This window comes from uncultured Imperialibacter sp., from assembly GCF_963974565.1.
GTDB lineage: Bacteria > Bacteroidota > Bacteroidia > Cytophagales > Cyclobacteriaceae > Imperialibacter > Imperialibacter roseus.
Window position 1 is genome coordinate 20,755 of record NZ_CAXBCJ010000019.1, and the last position, 26,885, is coordinate 47,639.

A 26,885-nucleotide genomic window follows, 5' to 3' on the forward strand; every position below is an offset into this window, starting at 1 on the left:
AATTTATCTCGGTTGAAACAGATAAGAAATAGCAAAAGCCAGCGAACTCCCATCAAATTTGACGTCTGTACGGTAATACCTGTTGGTAGGTGTGTCCAAAGGGACGAAACCTCCCCCCAAACCACTCACAGCTTTCACATCGAAGTATCCGAACGTCGCTGATAGGAAGTAAACCTCAAAAACAAACCTTTTTCTTATAAAAAAGCCTACAGACGGGTTTGCTTCAGCATAATAACTGTGTGATCGAAAATCCCAATTTCCGTCATAAAAAGTGGAACCACGAATTTCCTGGCTTCCTCTTCCTGTCCCAAAGTTCAGACCGCCGTTCAGTTTTAAAAAAAACAAGGAGTCCTTCAGGTAAAAGTACCGGGCCACCCCAAGCCCAAAAACAGTTTGATTTTCATAGGACTTTGATGAGTACCTTATGGCTCCGCCGCTGTACTGTCGCTGAACAAACTCATTGCCTGTCCAGTCTCGATTTAACAAACCATAAAGCAGCCAGTTGCGTGAAACCATCTTCCCTCCGGACAACCCGGCCCTGGTTTGATTCTCAGAATTGTCAACTCGGAAACCACTGCTTGTGTCATATTTATCATCCCCAGAAATCAGATGATGCGAAACCCCTGCTCCAACCACCCATTCATATGCTGAGTATTGAGCAGAAGCACTAGAACAAAGCATTGAAAAAACAATATAAATAACTCTCTCTTTCATATCAGCACTACCCCCAAATCCTGATGGGCATCGAAAATGGGGAAATAATTTGAGAATAATACAATGGAGACAATATATTCAAAATTTTCACCTCTGAACCAAGTCACCGTCCGGACATTCATTTTCTCGGCTAAACAAATATGTAAACAATAACAAAACACCTCCGTAGATAAAGTGTATTTGTTTAATCTTTATAGCTTTGACTCCTATGTCATCTATTCTTAAAGTAACCAACCTCTCCAAGTCTTATTCAAGCGCTACAGGTTCACTCACCGTTCTCGATGATGTTTCCTTCGATTTGGCAAAAGGCGAAACATTCTCCATCGTTGGCCCTTCAGGCAGTGGCAAGACAACCCTGCTCGGGCTCTGCGCCGGCCTCGACCGAGCGTCGTCGGGCAGTGTAGAAGTGTGTGGCATTAAGCTCGATGCGCTGGATGAAGACGACCGAGCCAGGGTCAGAAACCAGCACATAGGTTTCATCTTCCAAAATTTTCAGCTACTCCCCACCCTCACAGCGCTGGAAAACGTGATGGTGCCGCTGGAGCTCAGAGGGGAGAAAGGCGTTGCTGCAAAAAGCATCGAACTGCTGGAAAGAGTCGGTCTTGGCAGCCGATTGCATCATTATCCTACTCAACTGTCGGGTGGTGAGCAGCAGCGGGTGGCCTTGGCCAGGGCTTTCTCCAACGACCCTGAAATCCTGTTTGCCGATGAACCCACGGGCAACCTGGATGAAGAAACAGGCATCAAAGTAGAAGAGTTGCTTTTCCAGATCAATAAGGAGCAGGGCACTACCCTGGTGCTGGTTACCCACAACATGGAGCTGGCTCGAAAAACTGGCCGCATCCTCCGGCTGAAAGGCGGAAAAGTAATCGAACTCACCGAATCGGCACTGGCAGCGCAAGCATAATGGATAGCAAAATCAGCATCAACCGACCGGAGTATAGCAAAAGCTGGCTGTGGAAAATGGCGTGGAGAGACAGCCGCAGAAGCCGCTCCAGACTTTTTCTGTTCACCTCCTCTATTATCCTCGGCATCACCGCCCTGGTAGCGATCAACTCCTTCAAAGCTTCTCTTTTCTCTGCCATCAATGACCAGGCGAAGGGGCTACTAGGGGCGGATTTGGTCGTGAGGTCGAGCCAGCCATTTACAGAAGACTACCAGCCGCTGCTGGACTCTATCGGCACCGAGCGCTCCAGCGAATGCTACTTTGCTTCCATGATCTACTTCCCCAGGAGCCAGGGCACCAGGCTGGTGCAGGTGCGAGCTTTGGAGGGTGACTTCCCCTATTATGGGGCCATCGAAACCGACCCAGTAGAAGCTGCAAGGTCTTTCCGGGGAAAGAAACAGGCCCTTGTGGACCAAACACTCATGCTACAATTCGGCGTAGAGGTGGGAGACGAAGTAAAAGTGGGTACCGAGTCGTTTGAGATCGTCGGTCGGCTACAAAAAATTCCGGGGCAAACGGGAATTACCACCAGCGTTGCTCCGGTGGTGTATATCCCCTTCGAATACGTGGAGCAAACCGGCCTCCTGCAAAAGGGCAGCCGCATCAACTACATGGAGTACTTCAGGTTCGACGACGAGGCCTACGTAAAAACCGTTGAGGAGATGTATGAAAAAAGGTTTGACCAATTAGGTTGGAGATACGATACCGTCGAAGAACAGAAAGAAGACACTGGCCGGGCATTCAAAGACCTGACGGGCTTTCTGAACCTGGTAGCCTTTGTTGCACTTCTGCTGGGCTGCATTGGCGTTGCCAGCGCCGTCCACATCTATATCAAAGAAAAAATTACGTCTGTGGCAGTTATTCGCTGCCTCGGCGGCACGTCTATCCAGGCCTTCTTTATTTTTCTTATACAGATTGCGTCAATCGGTTTGCTGGGTGGCATCATTGGAAGTGTGCTGGGGTCAGTCCTGCAAATGTATCTGCCGGGTGTGCTCAAAGACTTCCTTCCAGTCACTGTCGACTTTGCCCTTTCGTGGTCAGCCATTCTGCAAGGCATTGCTCTCGGTTTGTCAATCTCTGTGCTATTTGCGCTTCCTCCGCTTCTTCGTATCCGGAAGGTAGCTCCATTGCAGGCAATAAGGGCGGGAATTGATGGGGCCGTTCCTGATTCTACCCGTGGTATCTACCCCGTTTATGCGGCAATCCTGGCTTTCATTCTTGGCTTTGCCTGGTGGCAAATTGGCTCTATTCTCGATGCCTTGTCGTTTACAGGAGGCCTTATTGCAGCTTTCCTTTTACTTGCCGGAGTTGCCAAACTGATCACCTGGTCAGTGAAAAAGTTTTTCCCTATCACCTGGAGCTATGTGTGGCGACAAGGCCTGGCCAACCTGTTCCGGCCACAGAACCAAACAATGATCTTGATTATCACAGTTGGCCTTGGCACAGCCCTCATTTCTACGCTGTACCTTGTTCAGCAGTCTCTCATCAGTCAGGTAAGCATCACCGGTGCGGGCGACCGGCCCAACATGGTGCTTTTCGATATACAGTCCGATCAGAAAGAGGCCATCAAAACGATGACCCTTGACTACGAACTCCCGGTAATACAAGACGTACCTGTGGTGACCATGCGGCTCGAAGAACTAAAAGGCTATAGCAAAAAAGAAGCAGAAGCTGACACCACATTGGGTCTACCCGACTGGGCATATAATCGGGAGTATAGGATCACTTATCGAGATTCACTCATCGACTCAGAAGAGATCATTGCAGGCAAATGGCTTGGCAAAATTGAGAACCCTAACGACACCATCTTTATTTCCATGAGCGACGGCTACGCCGAAAATCTGGGAGTGAAAGTGGGCGACGAAATGTTGTTCAACGTGCAGGGCGCCCTCATCAAAACCTACGTGGGCAGCCTGCGGCGCATCGACTGGAACAGGGTGCAAACCAATTTCCTGCTCATTTTCCCCGAGGGAGTGTTGGAAAAAGCACCTCAGTTTCATGTACTGATCACAAGAGTTGAAAACAACGAGCTTTCTGCCAGGTTCCAGCAAGCTGTGGTAAGGAACTACCCCAACGTTTCCATCATCGACCTGCAACTGATCTTGTCAACGCTCGACGATATTTTGGGAAAGGTGTCCTTCGTCATTCAGTTCATGGCACTCTTGAGCATTTCAACCGGCATTTTGGTTCTCATTGCCTCGGTTGTCATTAGCAAGTTCCAGCGAATACAGGAAGGCGTCCTTCTCCGAACGCTGGGTGCGAGCCGAAGACAGGTGCTGACAATAGCAGGCCTTGAATACTTGTTTCTGGGGGTTTTTGCCTCCTGTTCTGGCATATTGCTGTCACTAGCCGGATCCTGGACCCTGTCCTACTTCCTGTTCGAGTCTACTTTCAGCCCAGTGTGGATGCCCCTTCTCGCAATTATTGGAGGCATTACGGCACTGACTGTAGCCATAGGGGTAACTAACAGCAGGGAAGTAGTGAATAATCCTCCATTGGAAGTTTTAAGACGTGAAATCTAATTTGACCCAACTATGAATCGTTTTTTGGCAATCGCAGCATTGATATTGTGTGCAGCCAGCTCGGCAACGGCCCAAAAGAAAACCAAATGGTCAGCCGAGCAGAAGGAAGTGCTGTCAGTAGTTTTCGACATGTTTGAGGGCATGAGGAAAGCAGACACCACTGGCTATCACAAAATGTTTACGCCCAATGCACAGCTTCATACCGTAATGGACAGAGAAGCGGGAAAAGAAAGCCTCAGGTCAGATGATATGACCAAGTTTTTTGAGGCCATGGCCAAACCCAGGGAAATCATCTATGACGAGCCGCTTTGGGACATCAAGGTAGAAATAGATGGCAGACTGGCCCAGGTGTGGACTAAATATGCCTTCTTCGCTGGCGACAAATTTTCCCATTGTGGTATCGATGCTTTTCTTCTATTCAAAGACAAAGATGGCTACTGGAAGATTTTCGAGCTAGTGGACACAAGGCACTTTGGCGAGGAGAATTGCCAGCTTCCGAAGAAGTTTTTGAGAGCACTTTCAGACCTGTAACATTTATCAAAACGTTTTTTGGTAAAAAAAGAGGATCAATCTGTATTTCTGGGGGGATTGATTTTTGGCATGGGTATTTTCTGCTTGCATAAAAAAGCAAAAGGTTCAAGCCTGTCCGACTGGAGAAGCCCGGCCGGGCGAGACGCATTGAACCAGTTTTGCTTTTTTATCGCCGCCTATTTGCTGAATCGAATAACACTCCTTTTGAGTTTTATCTCCCAGATTTTCCGCTTGATCCAAAAAAGAACCCTGTTGAAAGATTCAACAGGGTCCCTGAAATTGATAAGCACAAAACAGAAAAGTTATGTCCATATGACAGTATTCTCTGTTGCGTACCAAGTTTGTAAATTTTCTTCGTATTTCCCTTCTAAAACATTTCTTTTTATACTCATTTTAGGCGTCAATATGCCATTTTCCATCGTCCATGGCTCCTTCATCACAATCACTTTCCTCACCCTTTCGTAATCCACCAAATCCTTGTTCACCATGTTCATGGTATCCACAAGCGATTTTTCTACCTCAACCCGATTCTTTTTCAGCGCCTTGTCTGAAATAACCACCAATGCCACTGGTTGTGGTAGTCCTCTGCCCAAAACACATATTTGTTCGATGTAACCATTGAGAGAGTAGCCCCACTCGATAGGCCCCGGCACTATGTATTCGCCCTTGGACGTCTTGAAAGTGTCTTTTACCCGCCCTGTAATTTTCAAAAAGCCCTCATCATCAATCTCTCCCATATCGCCTGTATGCAGGAAGCCATTTTTGAGTACCGAAGCCGTCATCGCTGGCTCTTTATAGTATCCCTGCATCAGCCACGGCGCCTGCATAAGTATCTCCCCGGTTTCTTCCTCAATCTTGAGAACGGAGCCACGGTAAGGCTGCCCTACGGTTCCCATTTTTACATTGTCAGGATGCATCAGCGTACAGGCGCCAACATTCTCCGTCATGCCGTACAGCTCGAGCAGCTGAATACCGAGAGCGTTGTACCACTTATGAAGCGAGGGCGGACAAGGAGCGGCAGCAGTAAGGCAATATTCTGCCTCGTTGATTCCCAGGCCGATCCGAATTTTCTTTTTCACAATTCCTGAAATAATTGGCAGCTTCAATAGAAAATCCAGCTTCGACTGTGGCATTTTTTCCCAAACGCCCATTTGAAACTTGGTCCAAATGCGTGGCACAGCAAAAAACATGGTCGGCTGGGCATTTGAAAGGTTCTGCATGAACGTATCCAGCGACTCAGCAAATGAAATAACCCCACCACAATGAAGCGCACCCAGCTCAATAATCATTCTTTCGGCTACGTGGCACAGCGGGAGGTAAGAGAAGTATCGATGACGCTTATCTCCAAAATTTATCACATACTTGGCAGCAGCGGCAGTGAACTTCAGTTGTTTGTGATTGTACATCACACCTTTCGGCGAGCCGGTCGTTCCTGAAGTATAAATAATGGTGCACAAATCCATTTCATCCGGAATATCGCTTTCTGTCAGAGGATCATTCTTTGCGATAATGTCCTGCCACTTGTCGTAGTCCTCCACATGGCTTTCAGGCAAAGTTAAGCAGGGCAGTGTTTCAGGGATGCCCTTCTTCATACTGTCCCACTCATCTACTTTTCCAACAAAAAGCAGCTTCACTTCGCTGTGCTCCAGCACCTGGTTCAGCTGCTCCCCTACCAGATTGGGGTATAGTGGAACTGAAATATAACCTCCCATCATTATCGCCAGATCGGCAATAATCCAGTGGGAGCAGTTTTTGGAAATCAACCCGACATGGTCTCCTTTGACAAGACCCTGACTCTTCAAATAAGAAGTCATCCTGCGGGCTTCATCCCCCACTTGCTTCCAGGTGTATTCGATCCATTGGTCCCCATTGGGTTGCCGTAAAAAAACACGATCGGGTGTCCCTTTTTCCCAATGAAAAAACCATTCCACGAGTGATCTTGGATCATACTTAGACCTGATGTTTTCAGGAATTTCAATTACTTCAGTCGAGGTCATACGGATGCTGTTTCCTGAATTTATGAAAATTGATCTAAAACTTGGAGAATTTTCCATGAAAGTAAGCCCGCAGTAACTTCACGGCGGCAGATCCACTGGCTTTGACTGGCTTGCCTGTCAGCAAAAAGTACGTGTTTAACAACAAAGCTGTACACTCCTGAAAGAAAAGTGTTGCAAAACCGGACACAACAAGCCTTTCTTAAAATTACAACTTATTGATTATCAAATATTTAAATTTTTTGGCATAGCAATTGGCTAAGATGTGGCAGGTCAACAACTCAAAATAATCAGGACATCAAATTTTAAGTGACATGTTACGGCAAATTTTACTCAGTAAAAATGTGTGGGCTAGTCTGGCAATCATGCTGGGCCTGACAATACTGTGGGAGGCTAACCAGAATCAACCATCAGCTGATGCTGAGCACAACTCAACCCATCAAGTTGCAAAAAGATGATAACGAAATAGCGGTCGTGAAAGCGATCAAAAAAAGAAAAACTCAAAAATAAATTCTGACTAAGGACTAATCAATCTCTAAACAACCGGGCAGACTACTGTCCGGTTTGTTTTTTTGTAGCCAAACACAAAAAATAACAAGGTTAATAACCCCGAAAGTGTTTATTTTGAGGCAAAATCCTAGCACACAGGATACATGTACATTAGAGATATCTCACATTATATTCCCAGCCAGCGAGTTACGAATCAATACTTCGCCGATCTAAACGGCCTGACAAACGAGTGGATCGTAGAAAGGACTGGCATTTCTGAAAGGCGAAAGGCCGGGGTGGAAGAAAACACGGCGACAATGGCCCTTGAGGCCGTAAAAGCACTCGAAAAACAAGTAGACTTTCCCCTTCAGCAGGTTGATCTGATTGTAGGTGCTTCCTACACTCCGTACGACACCATCGTTACACTTGCCCACAAGACACAACATTACCTCAACGCAACGAATGCAGCGGTGGTGTACATTTCATCGGCCTGCTCTTCATTCCTCAATGCCATGGAGATTGTGGAGGGCTATATGGCGATGGGAAAGTCAAAAAATGCGCTGGTTGTCCTTTCCGAGCATAACACGGCCTACCACAACGAGCACGACCACAAGGCAGGCCATCTTTGGGGAGACGGCGCCAGTGCTTTGCTGGTGACCAAAGACAAGCCAACTACGCCAAGTTTGGCAGTGAAAGAAATTTTTACCAGAGGTGCCGCCCATGTGGGAAGGGGCCTGGAGGGAGTTACTTTGAGGCCTCTCCACGGTGGCATTGAAATGCCTTATGGAAAAGACGTATTTCTAAACGCCTGTTCCTATATGGCATCGGCCACCAGAGACATCATTGAAAGAAATAACTACACACTTGACGATCTTTCTTATCTGATTCCTCACCAGGCCAACCACAGGATAACAAAGAATGTGGCGGAAAACCTGAAGCTATCGCCTGAAAAAGCTATTTCAAACGTACAGTACCTTGGCAACACGGGGTGCGCAGGTGCTGCTATTGGCATATCCGAGCACTGGCATGAGTTCAAAAACGAAGACAAAATAGTCGTGACGGTTTTTGGTGGTGGCTACAGCTACGGTGCCATGCTGCTGGTGAAAGAATAGCGGTACGTAAAACCATTTTTAATAGTTGTACTGTACATCACCGGCCTATACATGTATCATTTTCGGACATTCCGCCAGGATAACATTTCCGGTCTCCCGAGTAAACAACTGTTTTTCAACTACTTACAAAAGTTGGCACGTCGTTTGGCTATTAACAGGTGTCTGTAATCAGGCAGACACAAAGGTCAAGAACTCAAAATAGAAAATAACAATACGCAAAGTGGATGCTGAACGACAACAACAGAAAAATCTACTCTGCCACGAATCTCAAGGTTAAAATATACTCCTGAGTCTCTGGGTTTTAAGCAGTTACTTAACACCCCGCATACTGGCAAAAGGATATAGTTTTTAGTTTACGGTTGGTTGATGGAAAAGGGAGGGCACAAGCCCTTCTTTTTTTTTATTCTACTGCCTCGAGCATTTCCTCCTCCACTTCCACCTCGCTGTCAACATAAACCTCGTCTTTTCTCGGACGTCCTTTAAATGTGGTGTCCGGCTTAAATCCATTTTTGTAGCGTCGCTTCCTTATCTTCCAAACCTTGTAGTTGTCTTTGTTTCCGTTCTCAAACTGGAAAGCCATATGTTCAGAAGAACTTACCCACTCCAGGTTGGTCGAGTCGTTGTTGCGGGGATTATTGTCAAGATGAATAATCATATTGTATTCATCCGGAAGAACATTGATACAATAAGCTTTTGCAACTTCTTTGTGCGGATAAACAGTTCTCCTTTTCCCGTCATCATTGAGAAGATCCAGGAAAAAGCACTTACACGACTTGTTCCATCGTTGCTTCATCACCTTGCCTTTCACCTTCATCATCGTTTGGCTTCCCCTGTGAAAAGTCTCTCGGTCTTTGCTTCTGATACGACCCCTATTGGATACTTCGTAGTTCGAAAATTCATCAATGGGCTTCCACACCTCTTCTATACGTTCAATTCTTTGAATGCTCATAGCGTGTGTTAGTAAAATCTTAAACTAATGTTGTCTATTTTATAAATAATTCAATAACGACGGTTAATTACCCTCGTTTGAAGAGAATATTTCAAATATAGCATTTTGTTGGTAGGAGAAAATCAAAATACGGAAAGGTCAAAAAAATATTTTTGAGATTGAAACACATTACTCTATTCACTGATGATATTTAAAATTATATGTCACATTATTTAATGCTTAAAATATCCATTGACAATGTTTATATACAAAAACATCATTTATATGGGATTAATAATAACCATATAAAAAAACAATATTTTCAGTGCAAACGATTGCAAAATTTGCTTATTGGGTCAACACATTAGCCACACCGGCCAATACATTCTGCCAGTCGGTACCGGACGCAAAATCCACACCCTGATGAGAAGCCTCCTTCATATGAGTACTATTTCAAATAGTGCTCTATGATGAAATAGCCATAAGGAATACCATACCCAACGGAACCGGCGTGGAACGATGAATAAGTGAATCGAAAATCTAAATATTCATTCCCATTGGTAAAAGCTATTCCATGTGGCCGTTGAAAAACAAATTTTACACACATGAAATATGGAGACAATCTATCCTATAGTTGATTTTACTACGCAATACTGGCTCAGTAATTTCTTCCTTAAAAAAATAGTTATAATTTACCTAGCACATTGGAGACCCTACATATATACCTACTAAGCACCCTACTATGAGCACGACCAAAGGCCAGGAAGCAAAAGCTGTAAAAGCGTTAAAGAAGATTAGCAAAAAGGAAATGAAAGACACCCTTCTTGTGGAGATAGCCTGGGAGGTCCTTAATCAGGTGGGTGGTATATATACAGTGATACGATCCAAGGTGCCGGCCACTATGCCCAAATGGGGCGACAACTACTGCTTATTGGGCCCCTACTTTAAGCACCAGGTATCTGCTGAATTTGACCCAATTGATGATTTCTCTGATCCTTTTGGCAAGGCCGTTGTTAAAATGAGGGAAAAGGGATTTGAAGTGCATTATGGCCACTGGCTTGTGACGGGGCGCCCCAAGGCTGTTCTATTTAACCTCGGCAGTATCTGGAACAAGCTTGGTGAAATCAAATATTTGCTATGGGAACACCACGGTATCACCACACCAGCCGAGGATCACCTGATTGACCAGGTAGTTGCCTTTGGAGAGTGCGTTAAAATCTTCCTCGATGAACTATCGCTGGGTGTCGCCAAAAAGAAAAAGATTATAGCGCATTTCCACGAGTGGATGGCTGCGTCGTGTATTCCGGACATCAGAAGGCAAAAAATGCCGATATCCACGGTGTTTACAACTCACGCCACCCTGTTGGGTCGTTACCTCGCCATGAACAGTTCTGACTTCTACCAGCACCTGCCTTTCATGGACTGGTCGAAGGAAGCAACCAATTTCAACGTAGAGGCCATCGCCAACCTGGAGAGAGCAGCGGCTCACGGAGCTCAGGTGTTCACCACGGTCTCTGACGTTACAGCCCAGGAGTGCAAGTACCTGCTTGGCAGAACGCCCGATGTGATCCTGCCCAACGGCATCAACAACCAGCGCTTTGAGGCATTGCACGAATTCCAGAACCTTCACCGGGAGTACAAAGAAAAAATACACCAGTTTGCTATGGCTCACTTCTTCAAGAGCTATACTTTTGACCTGGACAATACGCTGTATTTCTTTACCTCGGGCAGGTATGAATACAAAAACAAAGGGTTTGACCTGGCCCTTGAGGCGCTGGCTCGCCTCAACTGGAGGCTGAAAAATGAAGGGAGCGAAATGACGGTCGTCATGTTTTTCATTACAAAACAGCCATTCCACAGCATCAACCCTGACATTTTGCACAGCCGGGCTGTGCTCGAAGAGTTGCGCCAAACAACAGACGCTATCAAAAAACAGGTAGGCGAAAGATTGTTCTACTCGGCAGCCTCGAGTAGCGACCATCGACTCCCCATGCTCAACGACTTTGTTGACGACTATTGGAGACTGCGCTACAGAAGGCTTCTGCAAAGCTGGAAAACGGACCAACTACCACCAGTAGTCACTCACAATTTGGTCGACGACGGTGGCGACGACATCCTTAACTTCCTCAGAACATCCAGCCTTCTCAATCATGAGGATGACAGAGTGAAAATTGTGTATCACCCTGATTTTGTAAACTCGACCAACCCGCTGTTTGGCATGGAGTATGGCCAGTTTGTAAGAGGTTGTCACATGGGTGTTTTCCCAAGCTACTACGAGCCCTGGGGCTACACTCCGCTTGAATGTATTGCCAGCGGGGTGCCGGCCATTACGAGCGACCTGGCTGGGTTTGGCGACTATGTATTGCACAATATGAAAGACCATGCCAGCAATGGAATCTATGTGGTAAACCGGCAGAAAAGGAACTTCAATCAGTCGGCCGACCAGCTTGCTTACCAAATGTACAAGTTCATCAATATGAACCGAAGGGAAAGAATCACCTTACGAAACAAGGTGGAGAGCACGTCGGTATATTTCGACTGGACTACCCTAACGAAGTATTATGATCAAGCCTATCAGCTGGCGCTTGATCGGCTGAAGGCTTAGTCCAAATAAAAAAAGCGTCCTCAAATAAGGGCGCTTTTCCTATCTATTAATGATAATATAAACCTTAACCGATTGAAATTCTCTTGAAAGAAGTGACAGTCAATCCCTTTTGAACACTATCAAGGTATTGAGCAATCGTTTTTGAGTTGTCTTTCACGAACGCCTGGCTAAGCAATGTGCTTTCTTTGAAGAATTTGTTCAGCTTGCCAAGAGCGATTTTCTCTACCATCTCCTCTGGCTTGCCCTCCTGACGAGCAATGTCTTTTCCAATCTCAATTTCTTTTTCAATAACAGCTTTGTCAACACTGTTTTGATCCACTGCAATTGGGTTCATGGCTGCAATCTGCATACCCACGTCACGACCAGCGTCAATCACGTCAGCGCTGTTTCCACCTTTCAGAGCTACCAAAACGCCAAGTTTGCTGCCAGCGTGGATATAAGAAACTACCGTTTCGGCTTCCATCACTTCGTAAGCAGAAATTTCAAGCTTCTCACCAATCTTACCAACAAGCTCTATGATCTTCTCGTCAACTGTAAGATCGCCAGCCTTAAGTGCCTTCAAATCTTCTACCGAAGCTGGAGACTTAGCAAATGCCAGGTCGATGATCGTGTTGCCAAGCTTAACGAATTCTTCGTTTTTAGCAACAAAGTCTGTTTCGCAAGTGAGCGAGATAAGAACTGCCTTTGTATTGCTGTCGTTAGTGCGCACAAAAACGGATCCTTCTGTAGTTTCACGATCAGAGCGGGAAGCAGAAACCTTCTGTCCCTTTTTCCGCAAAATCTCTATTGCTTTTTCGAAGTCACCGTCCGATTCTGTAAGTGCTTTCTTACAATCCATCATGCCGGCGCCAGTCATTTGCCGTAACTTGTTTACGTCTTGTGCAGTGATTGCCATTGTTATTTATCCTTTAATGTTTTTTGAAATGCTTTAAACAAAAATTGAACACCGAAGGATCTCCGATGTTCAATTTTTAAAATCTATCCGTTTCCGGATACACTATTTATAAATTAATCTTTTGATTCTTCTACTGCCTCTACTTCATCTACCCGACGCTTCTCATCTTCGTCTTCTTTAGACTTTGCATCGTCTTTTTCTCTCTTGCGCTCATTGAGACCTTCCTCAATTACTTCAGAGATGTAAGATAAAATTAGTTTCACAGACTTGTAAGCATCATCGTTGCCTGGGATAGGGAAATCAACCTCGTTAGGGTTTGAGTTAGTATCCACAATAGCAAACACAGGAATGTTCAGCTTTTGAGCTTCTTTCACTGCTATGTGCTCACGCTTGATATCCACGATGAAAAGAGCTGCAGGAAGACGAGTAAGGTCAGCGATACCGCCAAGCACTCTTTCCAGCTTTTCTTTTTCACGAGTCACCATCAAACGCTCTCTCTTGGCAAGGCCGGTGAAGCTTTCTTCCTTCATCAACTTGTCAATACCCTGCATTTTCTTCAATGACTTGCGGATAGTAGCAAAGTTTGTAAGCATACCGCCCAACCAGCGCTCAGTAGCATAAGGCATCTTCAGCCTTCTTGCTTCATCAGCCACCAGGTCTTTGGCCTGCTTCTTTGTAGCCACGAACATCACCTTGCGGCCTGAACGTACTACTTGCTTGAGTGCTTTAGACGCTTCTTCGAGGCACACAAGCGTTTTGTTAAGATCGATAATATGGATTCCATTTTTCTCCATGAAAATATATGGAGCCATTTGGGGATCCCACTTTCTCGTTAAGTGTCCGAAATGAACACCAGCGTCTAGTAAGTCCTTGTATTCTAGATTAGCCATTAATTATATATAAAGTATATGAAATACTGATTAACGCTTACTGAACTGGAATCTTCTACGAGCCTTAGCACGACCGTATTTCTTACGTTCAACCATACGAGGGTCTCTGGTAAGGAAGCCTTCCTTCTTCAATGCCGGACGGAACTCCTCGCTGATTTCGCAAAGTGCCCTGGAAATTGCCAAACGAATCGCTTCTGCCTGACCTTTGATTCCACCACCGTCAACATTGATTTTGATGTCATACTTGCCCGACTCGCTGGTAAGCTCAAGAGGCTGCTGAACAATCAGACGAAGGATTTCTGAAGGGAAGTATTCTTCAAGGCTTCTTTCGTTTACGTTGAAAGTACCTTTTCCGCTCTGAAGATATAGTCTCGCTACGGAGGTCTTTCTTCTGCCTATGGTATTGATTACGTCCATTAACTAATTACTAATATGTTAACTTGATTTCTTTTGGTTGTTGTGCAGCATGAGGATGCTCAGTGCCTGCATAAACATATAGATTGCGGAATTGCTCTCTGCCCAAGCTATTCTTTGGAAGCATTCCTCTTACTGCCATCTCAACAAGTCTTCTTGGGTCTTTTTCCAACACCATTCTAGGTGAAGCAAAACGCTGACCACCAGGATAACCTGTGTGACGGATGTATGTCTTGTTGTTCATTTTCTTACCGGTAAGGCGAACCTTCTCGGCATTCAAAATGATCACATTATCTCCACAGTCCATATTAGGAGTGTAGCTAGCCTTTGTCTTTCCACGAAGAACATTAGCCACCCGGCTTGAGAAACGACCAAGAATCTGATCAGCAGCGTCAATCACTACCCAGTTCTTCTCAATTTTCGCCTTGCTTAGAGACTGTGTTTTGTAGCTTATCGTATCCATTTATCGAAACAGCTTTAATTTCTTTATTGTGTACAGAATATACCTTGCCCTCAAAAAGGGACACAAAGATAGAAGTATAAAAATTGAATTACAATAATGCCCTGAAAATATTTAAGTTAGCTCCGGCCGCTTGCCAAAATCAACTTCTCAGGGGTCAGCTATTCTTCTCCAACTGCTTGATCAGCACCTCAAAGTCCTTTGGGTATGGTGCCACAGCTCCCACTTTTTTTCCATCGAGGTCTTTGAAGACCAATTCATGAGCGTGCAACGCATAACGCTTGATCAAGGGTTGCTCTTCTTCGAACTTCCCAATATTAAACTTGCGTTTAAGGCTGGACAAGTAAAGCCACTTGCCACCGTATAGCTCATCGCAGGCAATAGGCGCTCCGGCATAAGCACAATGCACTCTTACCTGATGCATCCGACCCGTCAGTGGCTTGCAGCTTAACAAGGTGTGGTTGGAAAACGCTTTTATAGAATTCAATATGGTCTCTGATGCCTTACCTTTTCGGCTGGGCTTCACCTCACCTTTTCCTGTGGTAAGCAAAGGAACAGCCACTTTGTGGTCTTCAAACTTGTGGATGCCATCCGTCAGCGCATGATATATTTTATACACCTTCCTTTTTTCAAACTGGATGGCCAGGCTTCTATAAGCCTCGGGGTTTTTAGCGATAGCGATTACTCCCGATGTGTTTTTGTCGAGCCGGTGCGCTACCTGAGCATCAGTCACGTAGCCTCTTGCCAAATCGAGTACATTGCGTTCGCTCTGCCTGTCCATGAGGGTAGAAAGAAAAGGAGGCTTGTTTACCAGCAGGTAGTTCTCATTTTCAAACAAAATCCAGTCTTCAAATTTCTCTTTCTTCATGAACCAAAACTAATTCCGGCCACAAAGCTATCACACAAAGTGCAAAAACCCTCCAATGGTTGAATTAAGGTTGTCAATAGCTGATATTTATCCTTCCTTGTTGAAAAGAACCCAATATGAAAAGATCAACCTTCCTGTTTCTTACCGCATTACTCTGCCAGCAGGCTTTCGGCCAGCAAAATGAGTTTCTGGCAAAAGTAGAAGCGGCCTACGACAACTTCGCCGAGAAAAGCATCTCAGTAAGGCGGTTCAAACACAGCGACGTGGAGCCACTACTTTTGAACCTCAAGACAAAACAAGGCTTCTCTGTTGCCAAAGCAGGTGAGAGCATAGAGGGCCGGAGCATCTATTTGGTGAAAGCCGGTACAGGCCCTGTAAAAGTTTTGCTTTGGTCGCAAATGCACGGCGACGAAACGACCGCCACGAGGGTGCTGCTCGACCTTTTCAATTTCCTTTCTGACGAAAGCACATTTGCCAAAGAAAAGGAGGCCTTATTAAAAGGTGTCACTTTGTACTTCATTCCCATACTGAACCCCGACGGGGCAGAGCAGTTTCAAAGGCGAAATGCTTTGGGGATCGACATCAATAGGGACGCCGTAAGACTACAGTCGCCGGAGGCACAGCTATTGAAGCACGTCAGAGACAGCCTGAATCCTGATTTCGGCTTCAACCTACACGACCAGAATTCGGCAACCAGCGCTGGCAGCACAGGGAAGCCAGCGTCTCTGTCTTTTTTGGCACCCGCATTCAACGAAGCAAAAGACATTAATGCATCAAGAAAGGCCGCCCTGCAAGTCGTGGTCAAACTCAACAACCTGGTTCAAAACTACATGCCCGGCCACACTGCCAGGTACGACGACACTTTTGAGCCCAGGGCCTTTGGCGACAACATCCAGAAATGGGGCACCAGCACAATCCTTATCGAATGTGGCGCTTACCCTAACGACCCTGAAAAGCAAATGATCAGAAAAGTACATTTTCTCGCCCTGCTGGGCACCCTGCAAAGCATATCCGATGGGAGTTATAAAAAGCTTGATAGCAACGACTATTTCAAAATACCTGAAAACGGACGGTACTACGTAGACCTGCTGGTTAAAAATGGGCAGCTAGCGCTTGATAGCAGTTGGTATACCATGGATTTAGCCATACGCCTCAGGGAAAACACCCGTGAAGACCTTAGAACCTACGACGTGGCGGGCTATATTGAAGATGTTGGCGATATGTCGGTCTATTTTGGTTACGACGAAATTGATGCGACCGGAATGACGATCGTGCCAGGGAAAGTTTACCCGGATGTTTTCGATACCATGGATGCCATTCCAGTTGACAACATTGACAACTGGCTGCAGGAAGGGTACACTTATGTGAAGGTGAGGAAGCCAGTCGGGAGATATGTTGACTTGCCTGTCAATGTTATCGGCGCTTACCAAACGCCTGATGAAAGCATCTCATTTGGCGATCCAGCCACATTCATCGTCACAAAAGACGGAAAGGTGATGTTCACGGTGGTAAATGGAATGGTTTACAATCCGACTGCTAACAACAAGGGGGTAAAGAACGGAGTGGTGGTCAGGTAAAACAAAATATGCTCTTTTGGGCCCTTGCGTAATTGATGCTAGGCTAGGCACCCTCAATCACTACATTGAACTATTTCAATTTTTTCGTAAAAAAATTAAGAATTTCATAAAACTACGTAACCAGCACTAATCTCCTCTCTACTCACATAGCCTTTCCATTAAGAATCACTATTTTTGGAAGCCCTAATTTACACTTGGTCGGCTCAAGCCAAATAAAAGGCTATGCCGGCATAAAAATTATACTTTATGAGAGACGTGCTGGAACAGGTAAGGATTGAACTTGGCAAGCCTTACGAAGACCTGACCTTTTTGCTGGAAGCCCTTAAGGATTCATTATCCGAAAACGGTGAAGAAGCCATTGCTTCCAAAATTCCCTGGATCAACAAAATAAACTTTAGCAATACCGACCAGCTTAGCGAAAAGGAGATTCAGCTTTACTCACTGGTGTTTCAAATAGTGAACATGGTTGAAGTAAATGCCGCTGTGCAAAGCCGCAGGCATTTGGAAGACCAGTCGCTGCCAAGTATCAGTGGTTTGTGGGCCAAAAATTTACAATCGCTCAAGGAGGCTGGGGTCAGCCCAAAAGACATTGCCAGCAAACTGGCCGAGATTTCAATTGAGCCGGTGCTCACGGCACACCCAACGGAAGCCAAGCGTGCATCTGTACTCGAGCACCACAGGGAGCTTTACCTTCTCATTGTGCAGCGGGAAAACCAGATGTACACCAAAAAGGAGAAGGACAATATCAGACATAATATAAAGCTGGTACTGTACCGCCTTTGGAAAACCGGGGAGATTTATGTGGAGAAGCCGGACGTAGCCTCTGAGTTAAGAAACATCCTGCACTACCTGGTAAATGTGTTCCCTGACGTGATACCGGTGCTTGACCGCCGCATGATACAAGCCTGGGATGACGCAGGGTTTGACAGGTCTCTTCTCCTCAACAATTCCGCCTTTCCGAAGATCAGCTTCGGTGACTGGGTGGGCGGAGACAGAGATGGTCACCCACTGGTAACTGCCCAGGTGACCGCCGAAACCCTGCAAACCCTTAGGCTCAACGCCATCGTGGTGGTGCGCCGCCGGTTACTGATGCTCGTAAAGCACCTCAGTCTGGCATGCGATATTGATAAAGTATACCCGCCCCTAAGAGAGAGGGCCTACCACCTGATGCATGAATTGGGTGAAAAAGGAATTGAAGCTTTGCAGCGCAATAAAGGTGAAGCATTTCGCCAGTTCGTCAATATTCTGATGGCCCGACTGCCCATTGACACAAAAAGGGGTCACGCCACTGAACTACAAGAATTCAAGGGCGCCTATGCTGGCTCAAAAGAGCTCATTGACGATCTTACCATTTTGAAAGATGCCCTCATAGACTATGGTGCCAAATCCATTGCCTTTGATGAGGTAATAGGAGCCATTAGGATCGTAGAAACATTTGGCCTTCACCTGGCCCGCCTGGACATACGCCAAAACAGTGCATTTCACGACAAGGCTATTTCTCAGCTGATGGACGCCGCTGGCCTGAAAGGGGCTGACTACCTGCAGTGGAATGAAGAAGAGAGACTGGCGTTTCTGAACAAAGAGTTAGCCTCCAACCGGCCCTTTGCCAACAAAAATGTTCCACTGGGTGAAAACGCCCAGGCGGTGGTAGACTGCCTCAAGGTAGTGGAACAGCATATTTCAAAGTACGGCACAGAAGGCATCGGCTCACTCATTGTCAGCATGACCAGGAGTGTCTCCGATTTGCTCGCCGTTTATCTGCTAGCGAGAGAAGCCGGGCTAACAACCCAATCGGAAGAAGGGCTCGTTTGCATTTTGCCGGTGGTTCCATTGCTTGAAACGATCGAAGACCTTGAAAACGGTGGTCAGATTTTAAAAGGCTTTTTAGAGCATCCTTTCACCAAAAGAAGCATTGAATACATAAAAACCAAGAACCAGGCCAGCTCGCTCTTCCAGCAGGTGATGGTAGGATACAGCGACAGTAACAAAGATGGCGGCATCATGGCCAGCCAGTGGAACCTATACAAAGCACAGTCTCGGTTGAGCCAAATTGGACGTGATCTGGGCGTGAAAATTGTGTTCTTCCACGGCAAAGGCGGCTCAATCAGCCGTGGCGCAGGCCCGACGCACTACTTCGTTAATGCCCTTCCGCATTCTTCTCTTCAGGGAGCCATCCGGCTGACCGAACAGGGTGAAACCATTGCGCAAAAGTATGCCAACAAGGTAAACGCCGAATACAACCTGGAACTGTTGGTTGCCAGCACTGCCGCCCGAACTATTTTGGACGGCGTGACCGAAAGAAAGTATCACCCTATGGCGGAAATTCTTGAGAAGCTCGCCAACGAAAGCAAAGGCTACTATGAGAAGCTAATGCACGAAGAAGGCTTCATACAGTTTTTCAGAGAAGCTACCCCCATCGATGCTATCGAATCCAGTAAAATTGGTTCAAGGCCTGCGAGAAGGTCCGGCGCCAAGTCATTGGAGGATCTGAGAGCCATTCCGTGGGTATTTAGCTGGAGCCAGTCGAGGTATAATATGACCAGCTGGTTTGGTGTTGGTTCTACTCTGCAAAATTTGAGAGACAATCAGCCCGAAATTTATGCGGAGTTCAAGAAGGCTATCAAGTTTGATCCTCTCATTCGTTATGTATTCACCAACATCGACACCAGCCTTGCCTCCACCGACGAATTGATCATGAAGGAGTATGCGTCGCTGGTAACTGATGACAAAGTGAGAGAAAAATTCCTCAACATCTTTATTACGGAGCTAAAGAAAACAAGTGAAGCGCTTGAAGGTCTTCTGGGAAGGCCAATGAAGGAAAGGCGGAGAAACCACTACTACTCCAGTCTTTTGAGGGCATCCCTGATGGACAACCTTCACAAGACCCAGGTGAGCTTGCTTAAAAAGTGGCGCAAAGAGAAAGAAGAAGGGTCTGACAAGACTGAGGTAACACTTACTCATTTGCTCATTACTATCAATGCAATAGCAAGTGCTATGCGAAACACCGGTTGATGAATTGATTTGAATTGCGCCTGAAAAGTGTCATATTTCTTAATATTTCGCTTTCAGGCCATGAATCGTCTCAAACTCAACATGTTTATCTCTGCATTTATCGCCATGACATTGTCTGGCTGTTATATGCAAAACGCCCCGGTTCATTTGGGGCAAAAGATAAGCGGCGTGTCGCTGGTGGCAGGCAGGGAAGTAAGCACTGAAGAAGAACTTGAGCACCTCGACAGCGTTGGTGCCAAATGGGTTGCTATTATTCCCTTTGCCTTTGCCCCCGGGCACTCTCCTGAGCTGCACTTCAATCACTCCCGTCAGTGGGGAGGGGAAACGACTAATGGCGTTGCTCAACAGATTGTGGCTGCACATAACAAAGGCCTGAAGGTAATGGTAAAGCCGCATGTGTGGGTGAGAGGCGACGGCTGGGCTGGCGATTTTGTACTTCAAACGGAGGAAGAATGGGCGGCATGGGAAGAAAACTACCTGAGCTATATCATGACTTATCTGAAGGTAGCCGACTCATTGAATGCCGAAATTTTTTGCATTGGCACTGAATTCAATCAGGCCATCATACACCGTCCTGATTTTTGGGTGAAACTTGCTACCACATGCCGGGCGAACTTCAAAGGCAAACTGACCTACGCTGCCAACTGGGACAACTACATGGAGGTGAGCTGCTGGGAACAGTTGGACTACATCGGCATTGATGCATACTTCCCAATCAGCGACGAAAAAACACCTTCAGTAAAACAGCTGAAGAAAAATTGGGCGGAGCCGAAAAAGTCACTAGAAAAGCTTTCTCAAAAATTTAACCGCCCCGTTCTGTTCACTGAATATGGCTACCGCAGCGCTGACTATGCAGCAGCTAAACATTGGGAATTGAACGAAAAAGAACAGCCGCTAAACCTGCAGGCCCAAAGCAATACGTATGAAGCGCTCTTCCAGTCTTTCTGGGACGAGCCATGGTTTTCTGGTGGGTTTCTTTGGAAATGGTATCCTGACCACCCTAAGGCCGGCGGAATGGAGAACAACGACTATACGCCACAAAACAAGCCTGCAGAAGTTGTTATCAAAAAGTGGTATGGCCGGGATGCAAATATTCCGCAAGCTGGCAACTAGTCCATTGCTTTTGCTTTGGGGCTCGCCATGGCCAACACCTTGAACATCCACTTGGCCAACGGCTTGTTTCCCTTTCGCTTCGTGAGATCCAAAAACCAACCATATTTCTTCATGATAGGGATTTTGTGAGTTTCTACCAACTCTATCAGGGCTCCGTCCGGATCTTCCACATAGGCGAACCGACCTCCGGCTTCTCCCATGGCAAAAGTGCCCTTGCTGTCAATGGTAAATTTGTGGCCAGCTTTGTTCAGCACCTTCTGAAGAGGCTCCATATCCAGCACATCGAAGCAAAGGTGGATGAATCCACAGTCGCCCCAATATCTCGTATCGTCAAAAATTCTTTTTCCTGCTTTGTCTTTCCTTTCAACAAGCTCAAGCTCTATCCCTCCCAGTAGCTGGCTAAAGGCCCCCACTTGTCCGGGAGTTTTGCTCAACACCAGTCGCCGGACAGCCGGTGAGCCAGCATCGACGAACTTGTCTCCCTTGGCCTCTTCATCGAACACTACTCCTGACTTGCCAAGCAGCGTTTGGTAAAATGGCAGCGATTTGTCCACTGACGAAACTCCTATAACGGCTCCGAAAATGCCGCCAGTGAGGTTGCCATTCTCGCCAAACCACCCTTCTGAAATCTCAACAACCTGAAATATGTTGCCCATTGGATCCTTTACCCACGCATACCCTCTCCCTTTAGCGTCTGTCAGAATCTCTGACACCTCTGCTTTGGCGCTTTGAGCAAGTGCTACAAATGATTTAATGTTTCGGGTTTTGATCTTTAGAGCGAACAGACCGAGGTCACCATACACAGGGTTAAAAGAGCAGCTGCCGGGTGTTCTGCTTGTAAACTGCCAAATTTCCGCACCACCGCCGCCGGCCATGTTCAAGGCCAGCACAGCCCTTCTGGAGTGCACCTCTCCGCCAGTGTAGGGCGTCATAAGTGCTGCTTCAGCTCTGTCGTCGAAGATGGCGACAGACAAGCCGAACATTTTGCTGTACCATGGCCAGTATTTATCAATATCCGGCACACCTATGCCTGCCTGCTGAACTCCAGTAATGTAACTTTCCATAGAACCTATTGATCAGTCTTGAGTAGTTTTTTATAAAGGCTTGTCAGCCTATGCTGAGAAGCGCCCCAAAAATACAAGCTAAAAACTAAAAAGTTAGCAAATTGAACCCGAAGGTAGCTATTGGTGTCATATTTTCTTGCTGACACTACTATCTCCCTGGGCATGATCCGGAAGCTGCTTTTCCTCTTTATCCGTTCTATGATGTCATAGTCCTCCATGATAAGATAGTGTTCCTGAAAGCCTCCCAAATTCCGAAAAAGCTCTTTTGTGACAAAAAGCGTTTGATCACCACCCCGACACCAAAGAAATGGGAACCTTGTAAAAAAAGCATTGATTCTAAGCGACAAATTGTTCGAATTGAAGCGGTAGCGATAACAGCCGCTTTCGTAACCCCGTGAGAGCGATTGAAAAATATCGGTCATATAGTCGGGCTCAACAACAACGTCGGCATGCACAAAGTAGAACACATCGCCACCGGCTTTTTCAGCACCAAGGTTCATTTGCACCGATCGCTGCCTGACAGCAGTTTTAACCACCACCGCCCCGGCAGCCGCAGCCAATCGAGCTGTGTCGTCACTGCTACCTCCATCCACAACAATTATTTCCCTGCTTTCGTCATCGCCGTGCCTTTTCAGGCTTTCAATCAGGCGAACGATATTCTGCTCTTCATTGTAGGTTGGAATGATTACGCTGATTGTCATTGATGCGTTGGGTCGTTCGTGTCAGTTTCTCCATTTGAAACCTGCCGGGCTTCCGTTTGTTCTCACCAGCGCTTACAAGCTCCATCCAGCAGGTGTCCTCAGACTTGTGCCAGTATAGCGGCTTCAAAAGCAACACCCAAAAATTAACTGACTATTTTTCTGTAGCGGCACAGCTACTACTCATCCTCATCCGGTGAGTCATCCCGAAGAACTTCTATTTCCTCCATGTCGCTCTTGCGAAGTTTAAAAAAGAAAGTTGAGCCTTTGCCCACCGTGCTGGTAACGCTGACTTTACTGCCATGGGCTTCGATAATGTGCTTGACGATGGCAAGCCCCAAACCAGTCCCCCCTTTTTCTTTCGACCGGCTCTTTTCCACTCTATAAAACCGTTCGAACACCCGTTTCAAGTCTTCAGGAGGTATTCCACGCCCGGTATCTTTGACGAATATAGTTACATCATGCTTTCCCTCTTCGAAATCGATCTCCACCATACCTTCATCCTTGGTATATTTGATTCCATTCGAAATGAGGTTAGTCAGCACCTGATAGATTCTCTGAAAATCGGCGTGAACATAAATCGGGGCCTTCCCTGCCTTCGTATAGCTAAGCTTGATTTTCTTCTTCTCGGCTTTCTCTTCGAACTGTTCAATAATTTCCTCTGTAAGCTCCCGAACATCAAAGTCTTCAAAATGCATTTTAATTTCACCAGTTTCCATTTGAGAAATGGTTAACAGGTCGTGCACCAGAATGTCCAGACCATCAAGGCTCTTGGCGGCTTTTTTCAGGAACTTGATCCTAACAGACTTGTCTTCAACCGCCCCATCCAAAAGTGTATGCACAAATCCCTGAGCAGCAAAAATGGGTGTCTTCAGCTCGTGGGAAACATCGGCAAGAAACTCCCTTCTGAAAGCCTCCATCTTCTTCAACTCATCGATCTCCCGCTGCTTGATTTTTGCGTAGGAATAAATCTCTTCATTGATTCTCTTGAGCGGGCTGAGGGGATTTGAAGAGGGATCATCTACTTCAGTGAAATCTTTTTTCCTTATGTTTTCAAAAGCCTCATTAATGCCATTGATTTCCTTAAAAAAAAGAAATTCCAGCACGACGCTGATCAACAGATAAGAAGACGAAAACGAAAGCCCAAATGCGACAAAGAGAGCTGTGACGGTTACCTGAGGCAGCAGGTACAAAAAAGCAGTAGTAATAACGGATATGGAAACAGATAGCAGCAGCGCAAGGGCCCGGGAGTTAAGCAACATAAAAGCTTAGTTAGCCTCAAACTTATATCCAACGCCTTTCACGGTAGATATATATCCTTCCCCTATTTTCTCTCTGACTTTTCTGATATGCACATCGACTGTGCGTGCCAACACATATACGTCGGTGCCCCATATGTTCTGCAACAGATCATCCCGGCTGAACACCTTTCCAGGGTTTTGGGCAAGGAAGTACAGCAGCTCAAATTCCTTTTTGGGAAGGTTGATCTTGTCCTCCCCAATAGTGGCAGTGTAGCTTGTCCGGTCAATACTTAAATCCCCTGCCGACACCTGATTATTGTCCTTCTTCTTTTTAGAGTCTCGTCTGAACAAGGCGTTTATCCTGCTCATCAAAGCCCTCGGCTTAATCGGCTTTGTTATATAATCGTCGGCTCCGATATCAAAAGCCGCTACTTCCGAGTATTCTTCAGACCGTGCTGTTAGAAAAATAACGAAAGAGTTATTGAGCTCTGGTATCTCTCTTAGCTGCCTGCATGTTTCCACACCGTCCTGATGAGGCATCATTATGTCCAGCAGAATGAGGTCGGGATGGTAGGTTTTGGCAATTTCAACAGCCTTTCTACCATCGAGCGACGTCTTTACGTCATAACCTTCTTTGGCCAGGTTGTACTTTAGCAGCTCTAATATGTCAGCTTCATCGTCTACTACCAGTACCTTTTGTGATTGCTTATTTCCCATTGTTCACCGGGGGATTACGATAATTTAAAAACCAGGTCTTAGTGCTGTATTTTTTGTTACTCAACCGATAAAAACCAGCTACGAATACTAAAGACGGCTTAAAAGTAGACAATAAAGAACTGAATGTAAAAGCGGTAACAATTTGTTAATACTACTCCTGAACGACCGCCAGCCTAGACTTAATATTCTTTGCGTCGGTGATATCAATGTCTACCGAACCCACTAAAAACATCTTAGCTCTCACTTTGAGCGGAATCTTATTCGCATCGTCAGACATCCATAGCAAGATAGCATCTTCCCCTTCAAAAATACTGTTTTCTGGCATAACAGGTGCAAAAACCAATGAGTTGATCTTGCCGAGTTTGGTCTTCAGCACTTCACGCCTTACAAACCTGATTTTCATATCGAAAAGTTCTTTGTCGAAAAAAGCTTTTACCTGGAGCGTATCGTTGGGTTGAGTTTTTGAAAAGTCAAGCGTCCGGATGTAGTAGTAACCACTTACCAGGTCCTGGATATTGGACGGTATATCGTACATTTTGGTTTCCTTCGGCTTAAAGGTATGCTTGTCCAGCGTGGTCACTTTGGCCTTTTCCCCCTGGTGATCAAAATCAACTATTTCATACTTCCTATACTTTCCTTCCTGGATATTCCTGTAAAACTGGTGCGGCACCAGAGAGGCGGTGTCATAATAAGTGCCCCAGTTGTCCTTTACGCTATACAGAAAATCGGCCAGGCCTGTAGTTTTTCCATAGACGTCGATGCGGTAGCAAGGCCTCCCATTCCGCCTTTCAATATCCGGCAGAATGCTCATCGTAGCTTCACCGGCAGTCAGCATGCCAATGTGCAGTCTGTACTCCAAAAGCTCACCCTTTTTGAAACTTCGGTTACTAAGGGTTCTAAATGCACGATCACCAGCGTACTGACCGAACGCTGAAAAAATTCCTGCGAGTGCTATTAACCCACCTATTTTTGTCAGTATATTTTTCATAACGAAGGATATACTCCTTTTAAATAAGTCACATATGCCCTAAGGTCACCCCCAAACCTCTCCTCTAATTCGTTTTCGAAGCTGGTCATTTTGCCACGGTACCTCAGGTATGACATAAAGAAGGTATTATTGGGCAACCTGTTTTCAGTCTTCCACTGAAAAGGCTTTCTTTCTTTGAAGCGCAGGGTGTCCAGGTTTTTCATTATGTCATAAATCATGTCCTTTTTTTGCTCACTTTTCAGGGCAACAGACATTGATTCGTCCATGGTTGTATATAAGCTATCCAATTTTCGTGCCCCATTCAAATAGTGACGGTAGATCTTTTCATAATCGACCTCCGAGTTTACATACGACGTGAGTTCAGCTGAGTTTTGTCCGAACCGGTTCTTTAAGAACTGAATGGCACCCATTCTTCCCACAAAGCTGGCCAGGTTCTCATTAAACTCAACGCTGTCTTTAACGTAAAGCGTGCCGTGTGTAAGCTCATGAATGATCAATTCAGCCAGATCACCTTCTGATCTCTCCAGCATTTTACTCAAAATCGGATCCTTAAACCAGCCCAGGGTAGACCAACCGCTTACCATGCCGATATGCGTGTCGTAGCCAGCCGAGTCCAGCCTCGCCCTTTCAAGCTTCGCCTTTTCCAGGTCAAAGTATCCCTTGTAGGGAAACGACCCCAGAAACGGAAACTTCCAGCGATATGGCACCAGTGCAAACGGCTCTGCGGCGGTTACGTTCCAGAGTAAATTTTCGCCCTTCTGATTGTACATCGTCGTATAGTTGTCAGAAGGGGAAATACCCAGAGAGTCAACCGCAAAAGACCTTATCTCCTGAATGAGCCTTAGCTTGGCCTTTAAAGAGTCCGGGAAGTCGGGTGACTCAAGAAATTCCCCAATTGGTTGAGCTTCCCACAAGATCTCAAACTGACCTTTGCCCTGCATCCACCCATAACTAACCAAATCTCTATAGTAGATCAATACTGCTACCAAAAGCAGAACAATCGTTAAAACAATCTTTTTCTTCACGATTCCAATTTAGCTCTTCAACACCTAACGACGAAAAATATTGTACAGGAAGCAAATCGCCGAACCATTTAGAGCGCCGAGC

Annotated in this window: 22 protein-coding genes; 8 read left to right on the forward strand and 14 right to left on the reverse strand. The window is 46.0% G+C overall.

The features are described from left to right. Positions 1 to 3: 3 nt before the first annotated feature. On the reverse strand, positions 4 to 681 hold the full coding sequence (locus tag AAC052_RS21665) for a hypothetical protein (protein WP_339815479.1): 678 nt from the start codon (positions 679 to 681) through the stop codon (positions 4 to 6). 241 nt (positions 682 to 922) lie between these two features. Between AAC052_RS21665 and AAC052_RS21670 the strand changes: the two genes are divergently transcribed. The 3 genes from AAC052_RS21670 to AAC052_RS21680 are packed head-to-tail and all read left to right on the forward strand — an operon-like array spanning position 923 to position 4,713. Continuing rightward, positions 923 to 1,621, forward strand: coding sequence for an ABC transporter ATP-binding protein (locus AAC052_RS21670; RefSeq protein ID WP_339790363.1), 699 nt, complete (start codon positions 923 to 925; stop codon positions 1,619 to 1,621). Continuing rightward, a complete protein-coding gene (locus AAC052_RS21675; RefSeq protein WP_339815480.1) occupies positions 1,621 to 4,182 on the forward strand; it encodes an FtsX-like permease family protein in 2,562 nt (853 codons plus the stop codon). Before AAC052_RS21670 ends, AAC052_RS21675 begins: the two co-directional genes overlap by 1 nt. Positions 4,183 to 4,194: 12 nt before the next feature. Then, positions 4,195 to 4,713, forward strand: coding sequence for a hypothetical protein (locus AAC052_RS21680; RefSeq protein ID WP_339815481.1), 519 nt, complete (start codon positions 4,195 to 4,197; stop codon positions 4,711 to 4,713). Positions 4,714 to 5,015: 302 nt separating this feature from the next. Here the strand turns inward: AAC052_RS21680 and AAC052_RS21685 are convergent, their stop codons facing one another. Further along, a complete protein-coding gene (locus tag AAC052_RS21685) occupies positions 5,016 to 6,710 on the reverse strand; it encodes an AMP-binding protein (RefSeq protein WP_339815482.1) in 1,695 nt (564 codons plus the stop codon). Between the two features lie 650 nt (positions 6,711 to 7,360). Here AAC052_RS21685 and AAC052_RS21690 point away from each other — a divergent pair. Beyond that, positions 7,361 to 8,308, forward strand: coding sequence for a ketoacyl-ACP synthase III (locus tag AAC052_RS21690; RefSeq protein WP_339815483.1), 948 nt, complete (start codon positions 7,361 to 7,363; stop codon positions 8,306 to 8,308). A 400-nt stretch (positions 8,309 to 8,708) separates the two neighbouring features. Here AAC052_RS21690 and AAC052_RS21695 read toward each other — a convergent pair whose 3' ends face one another. Then, positions 8,709 to 9,257, reverse strand: a complete 549-nt coding sequence (locus AAC052_RS21695) for an NUMOD4 domain-containing protein (RefSeq protein WP_151996384.1) — start codon at positions 9,255 to 9,257, stop codon at positions 8,709 to 8,711. Between the two features lie 721 nt (positions 9,258 to 9,978). Between AAC052_RS21695 and AAC052_RS21700 the strand changes: the two genes are divergently transcribed. Continuing rightward, positions 9,979 to 11,841 (forward strand): glycosyltransferase, encoded by a 1,863-nt coding sequence (locus AAC052_RS21700; protein ID WP_339815484.1) that lies wholly within the window; start codon positions 9,979 to 9,981, stop codon positions 11,839 to 11,841. Positions 11,842 to 11,905: 64 nt separating this feature from the next. On the opposite strand, the gene tsf is transcribed toward AAC052_RS21700, so the two are convergent. The 5 genes from tsf to AAC052_RS21725 form a co-directional block, all read right to left on the reverse strand. After that, positions 11,906 to 12,736, reverse strand: coding sequence for a translation elongation factor Ts (gene tsf, locus AAC052_RS21705; RefSeq protein ID WP_317489556.1), 831 nt, complete (start codon positions 12,734 to 12,736; stop codon positions 11,906 to 11,908). Positions 12,737 to 12,849: 113 nt separating this feature from the next. Next, the gene (gene rpsB, locus AAC052_RS21710; protein WP_151996381.1) at positions 12,850 to 13,626 is read right to left on the reverse strand and encodes a 30S ribosomal protein S2; all 777 of its coding nucleotides are present in this window, start codon (positions 13,624 to 13,626) and stop codon (positions 12,850 to 12,852) included. Positions 13,627 to 13,656: 30 nt separating this feature from the next. Continuing rightward, positions 13,657 to 14,043: a 30S ribosomal protein S9 gene (gene rpsI, locus AAC052_RS21715; protein ID WP_151996380.1), complete on the reverse strand. Its 387-nt coding sequence runs from the start codon at positions 14,041 to 14,043 to the stop codon at positions 13,657 to 13,659. Positions 14,044 to 14,053: 10 nt separating this feature from the next. Beyond that, entirely contained in the window at positions 14,054 to 14,503 is a 450-nt protein-coding gene (gene rplM / locus AAC052_RS21720) for a 50S ribosomal protein L13 (protein WP_317489555.1), read from the reverse strand. Between the two features lie 154 nt (positions 14,504 to 14,657). Beyond that, a complete protein-coding gene (locus AAC052_RS21725) occupies positions 14,658 to 15,368 on the reverse strand; it encodes an RNA pseudouridine synthase (RefSeq protein ID WP_151996378.1) in 711 nt (236 codons plus the stop codon). Between the two features lie 116 nt (positions 15,369 to 15,484). Between AAC052_RS21725 and AAC052_RS21730 the strand changes: the two genes are divergently transcribed. From AAC052_RS21730 to AAC052_RS21740, 3 genes are all read left to right on the forward strand, one after another. Next, complete coding sequence (locus AAC052_RS21730; protein WP_339815485.1) at positions 15,485 to 16,945, forward strand: M14 metallopeptidase family protein; 1,461 nt, start codon at positions 15,485 to 15,487, stop codon at positions 16,943 to 16,945. 246 nt (positions 16,946 to 17,191) lie between these two features. Then, on the forward strand, positions 17,192 to 19,957 hold the full coding sequence (locus AAC052_RS21735; protein WP_339815486.1) for a phosphoenolpyruvate carboxylase: 2,766 nt from the start codon (positions 17,192 to 17,194) through the stop codon (positions 19,955 to 19,957). A 60-nt stretch (positions 19,958 to 20,017) separates the two neighbouring features. Beyond that, complete coding sequence (locus AAC052_RS21740; protein ID WP_339815487.1) at positions 20,018 to 21,070, forward strand: hypothetical protein; 1,053 nt, start codon at positions 20,018 to 20,020, stop codon at positions 21,068 to 21,070. Here the strand turns inward: AAC052_RS21740 and AAC052_RS21745 are convergent. The 6 genes from AAC052_RS21745 to AAC052_RS21770 form a co-directional block, all read right to left on the reverse strand. Beyond that, positions 21,067 to 22,134: a VOC family protein gene (locus tag AAC052_RS21745; protein ID WP_317489551.1), complete on the reverse strand. Its 1,068-nt coding sequence runs from the start codon at positions 22,132 to 22,134 to the stop codon at positions 21,067 to 21,069. The two genes, AAC052_RS21740 and AAC052_RS21745, sit on opposite strands and share 4 nt — an antisense overlap. A 5-nt stretch (positions 22,135 to 22,139) precedes the next feature. Continuing rightward, positions 22,140 to 22,835 (reverse strand): TIGR04283 family arsenosugar biosynthesis glycosyltransferase, encoded by a 696-nt coding sequence (locus tag AAC052_RS21750; protein ID WP_339815488.1) that lies wholly within the window; start codon positions 22,833 to 22,835, stop codon positions 22,140 to 22,142. 176 nt (positions 22,836 to 23,011) lie between these two features. Continuing rightward, positions 23,012 to 24,094, reverse strand: coding sequence for an ATP-binding protein (locus tag AAC052_RS21755; protein ID WP_317489549.1), 1,083 nt, complete (start codon positions 24,092 to 24,094; stop codon positions 23,012 to 23,014). 6 nt (positions 24,095 to 24,100) lie between these two features. Then, positions 24,101 to 24,790 carry a response regulator transcription factor gene (locus AAC052_RS21760; protein ID WP_151996371.1) on the reverse strand — a complete coding sequence of 230 codons (690 nt, stop codon included), beginning with the start codon at positions 24,788 to 24,790 and terminating at the stop codon, positions 24,101 to 24,103. 151 nt (positions 24,791 to 24,941) lie between these two features. Beyond that, positions 24,942 to 25,778, reverse strand: coding sequence for a DUF3108 domain-containing protein (locus AAC052_RS21765; protein WP_317489547.1), 837 nt, complete (start codon positions 25,776 to 25,778; stop codon positions 24,942 to 24,944). After that, positions 25,775 to 26,803: an aminopeptidase gene (locus AAC052_RS21770; protein WP_339815489.1), complete on the reverse strand. Its 1,029-nt coding sequence runs from the start codon at positions 26,801 to 26,803 to the stop codon at positions 25,775 to 25,777. Before AAC052_RS21770 ends, AAC052_RS21765 begins: the two co-directional genes overlap by 4 nt. Positions 26,804 to 26,885 lie beyond the last annotated feature (82 nt).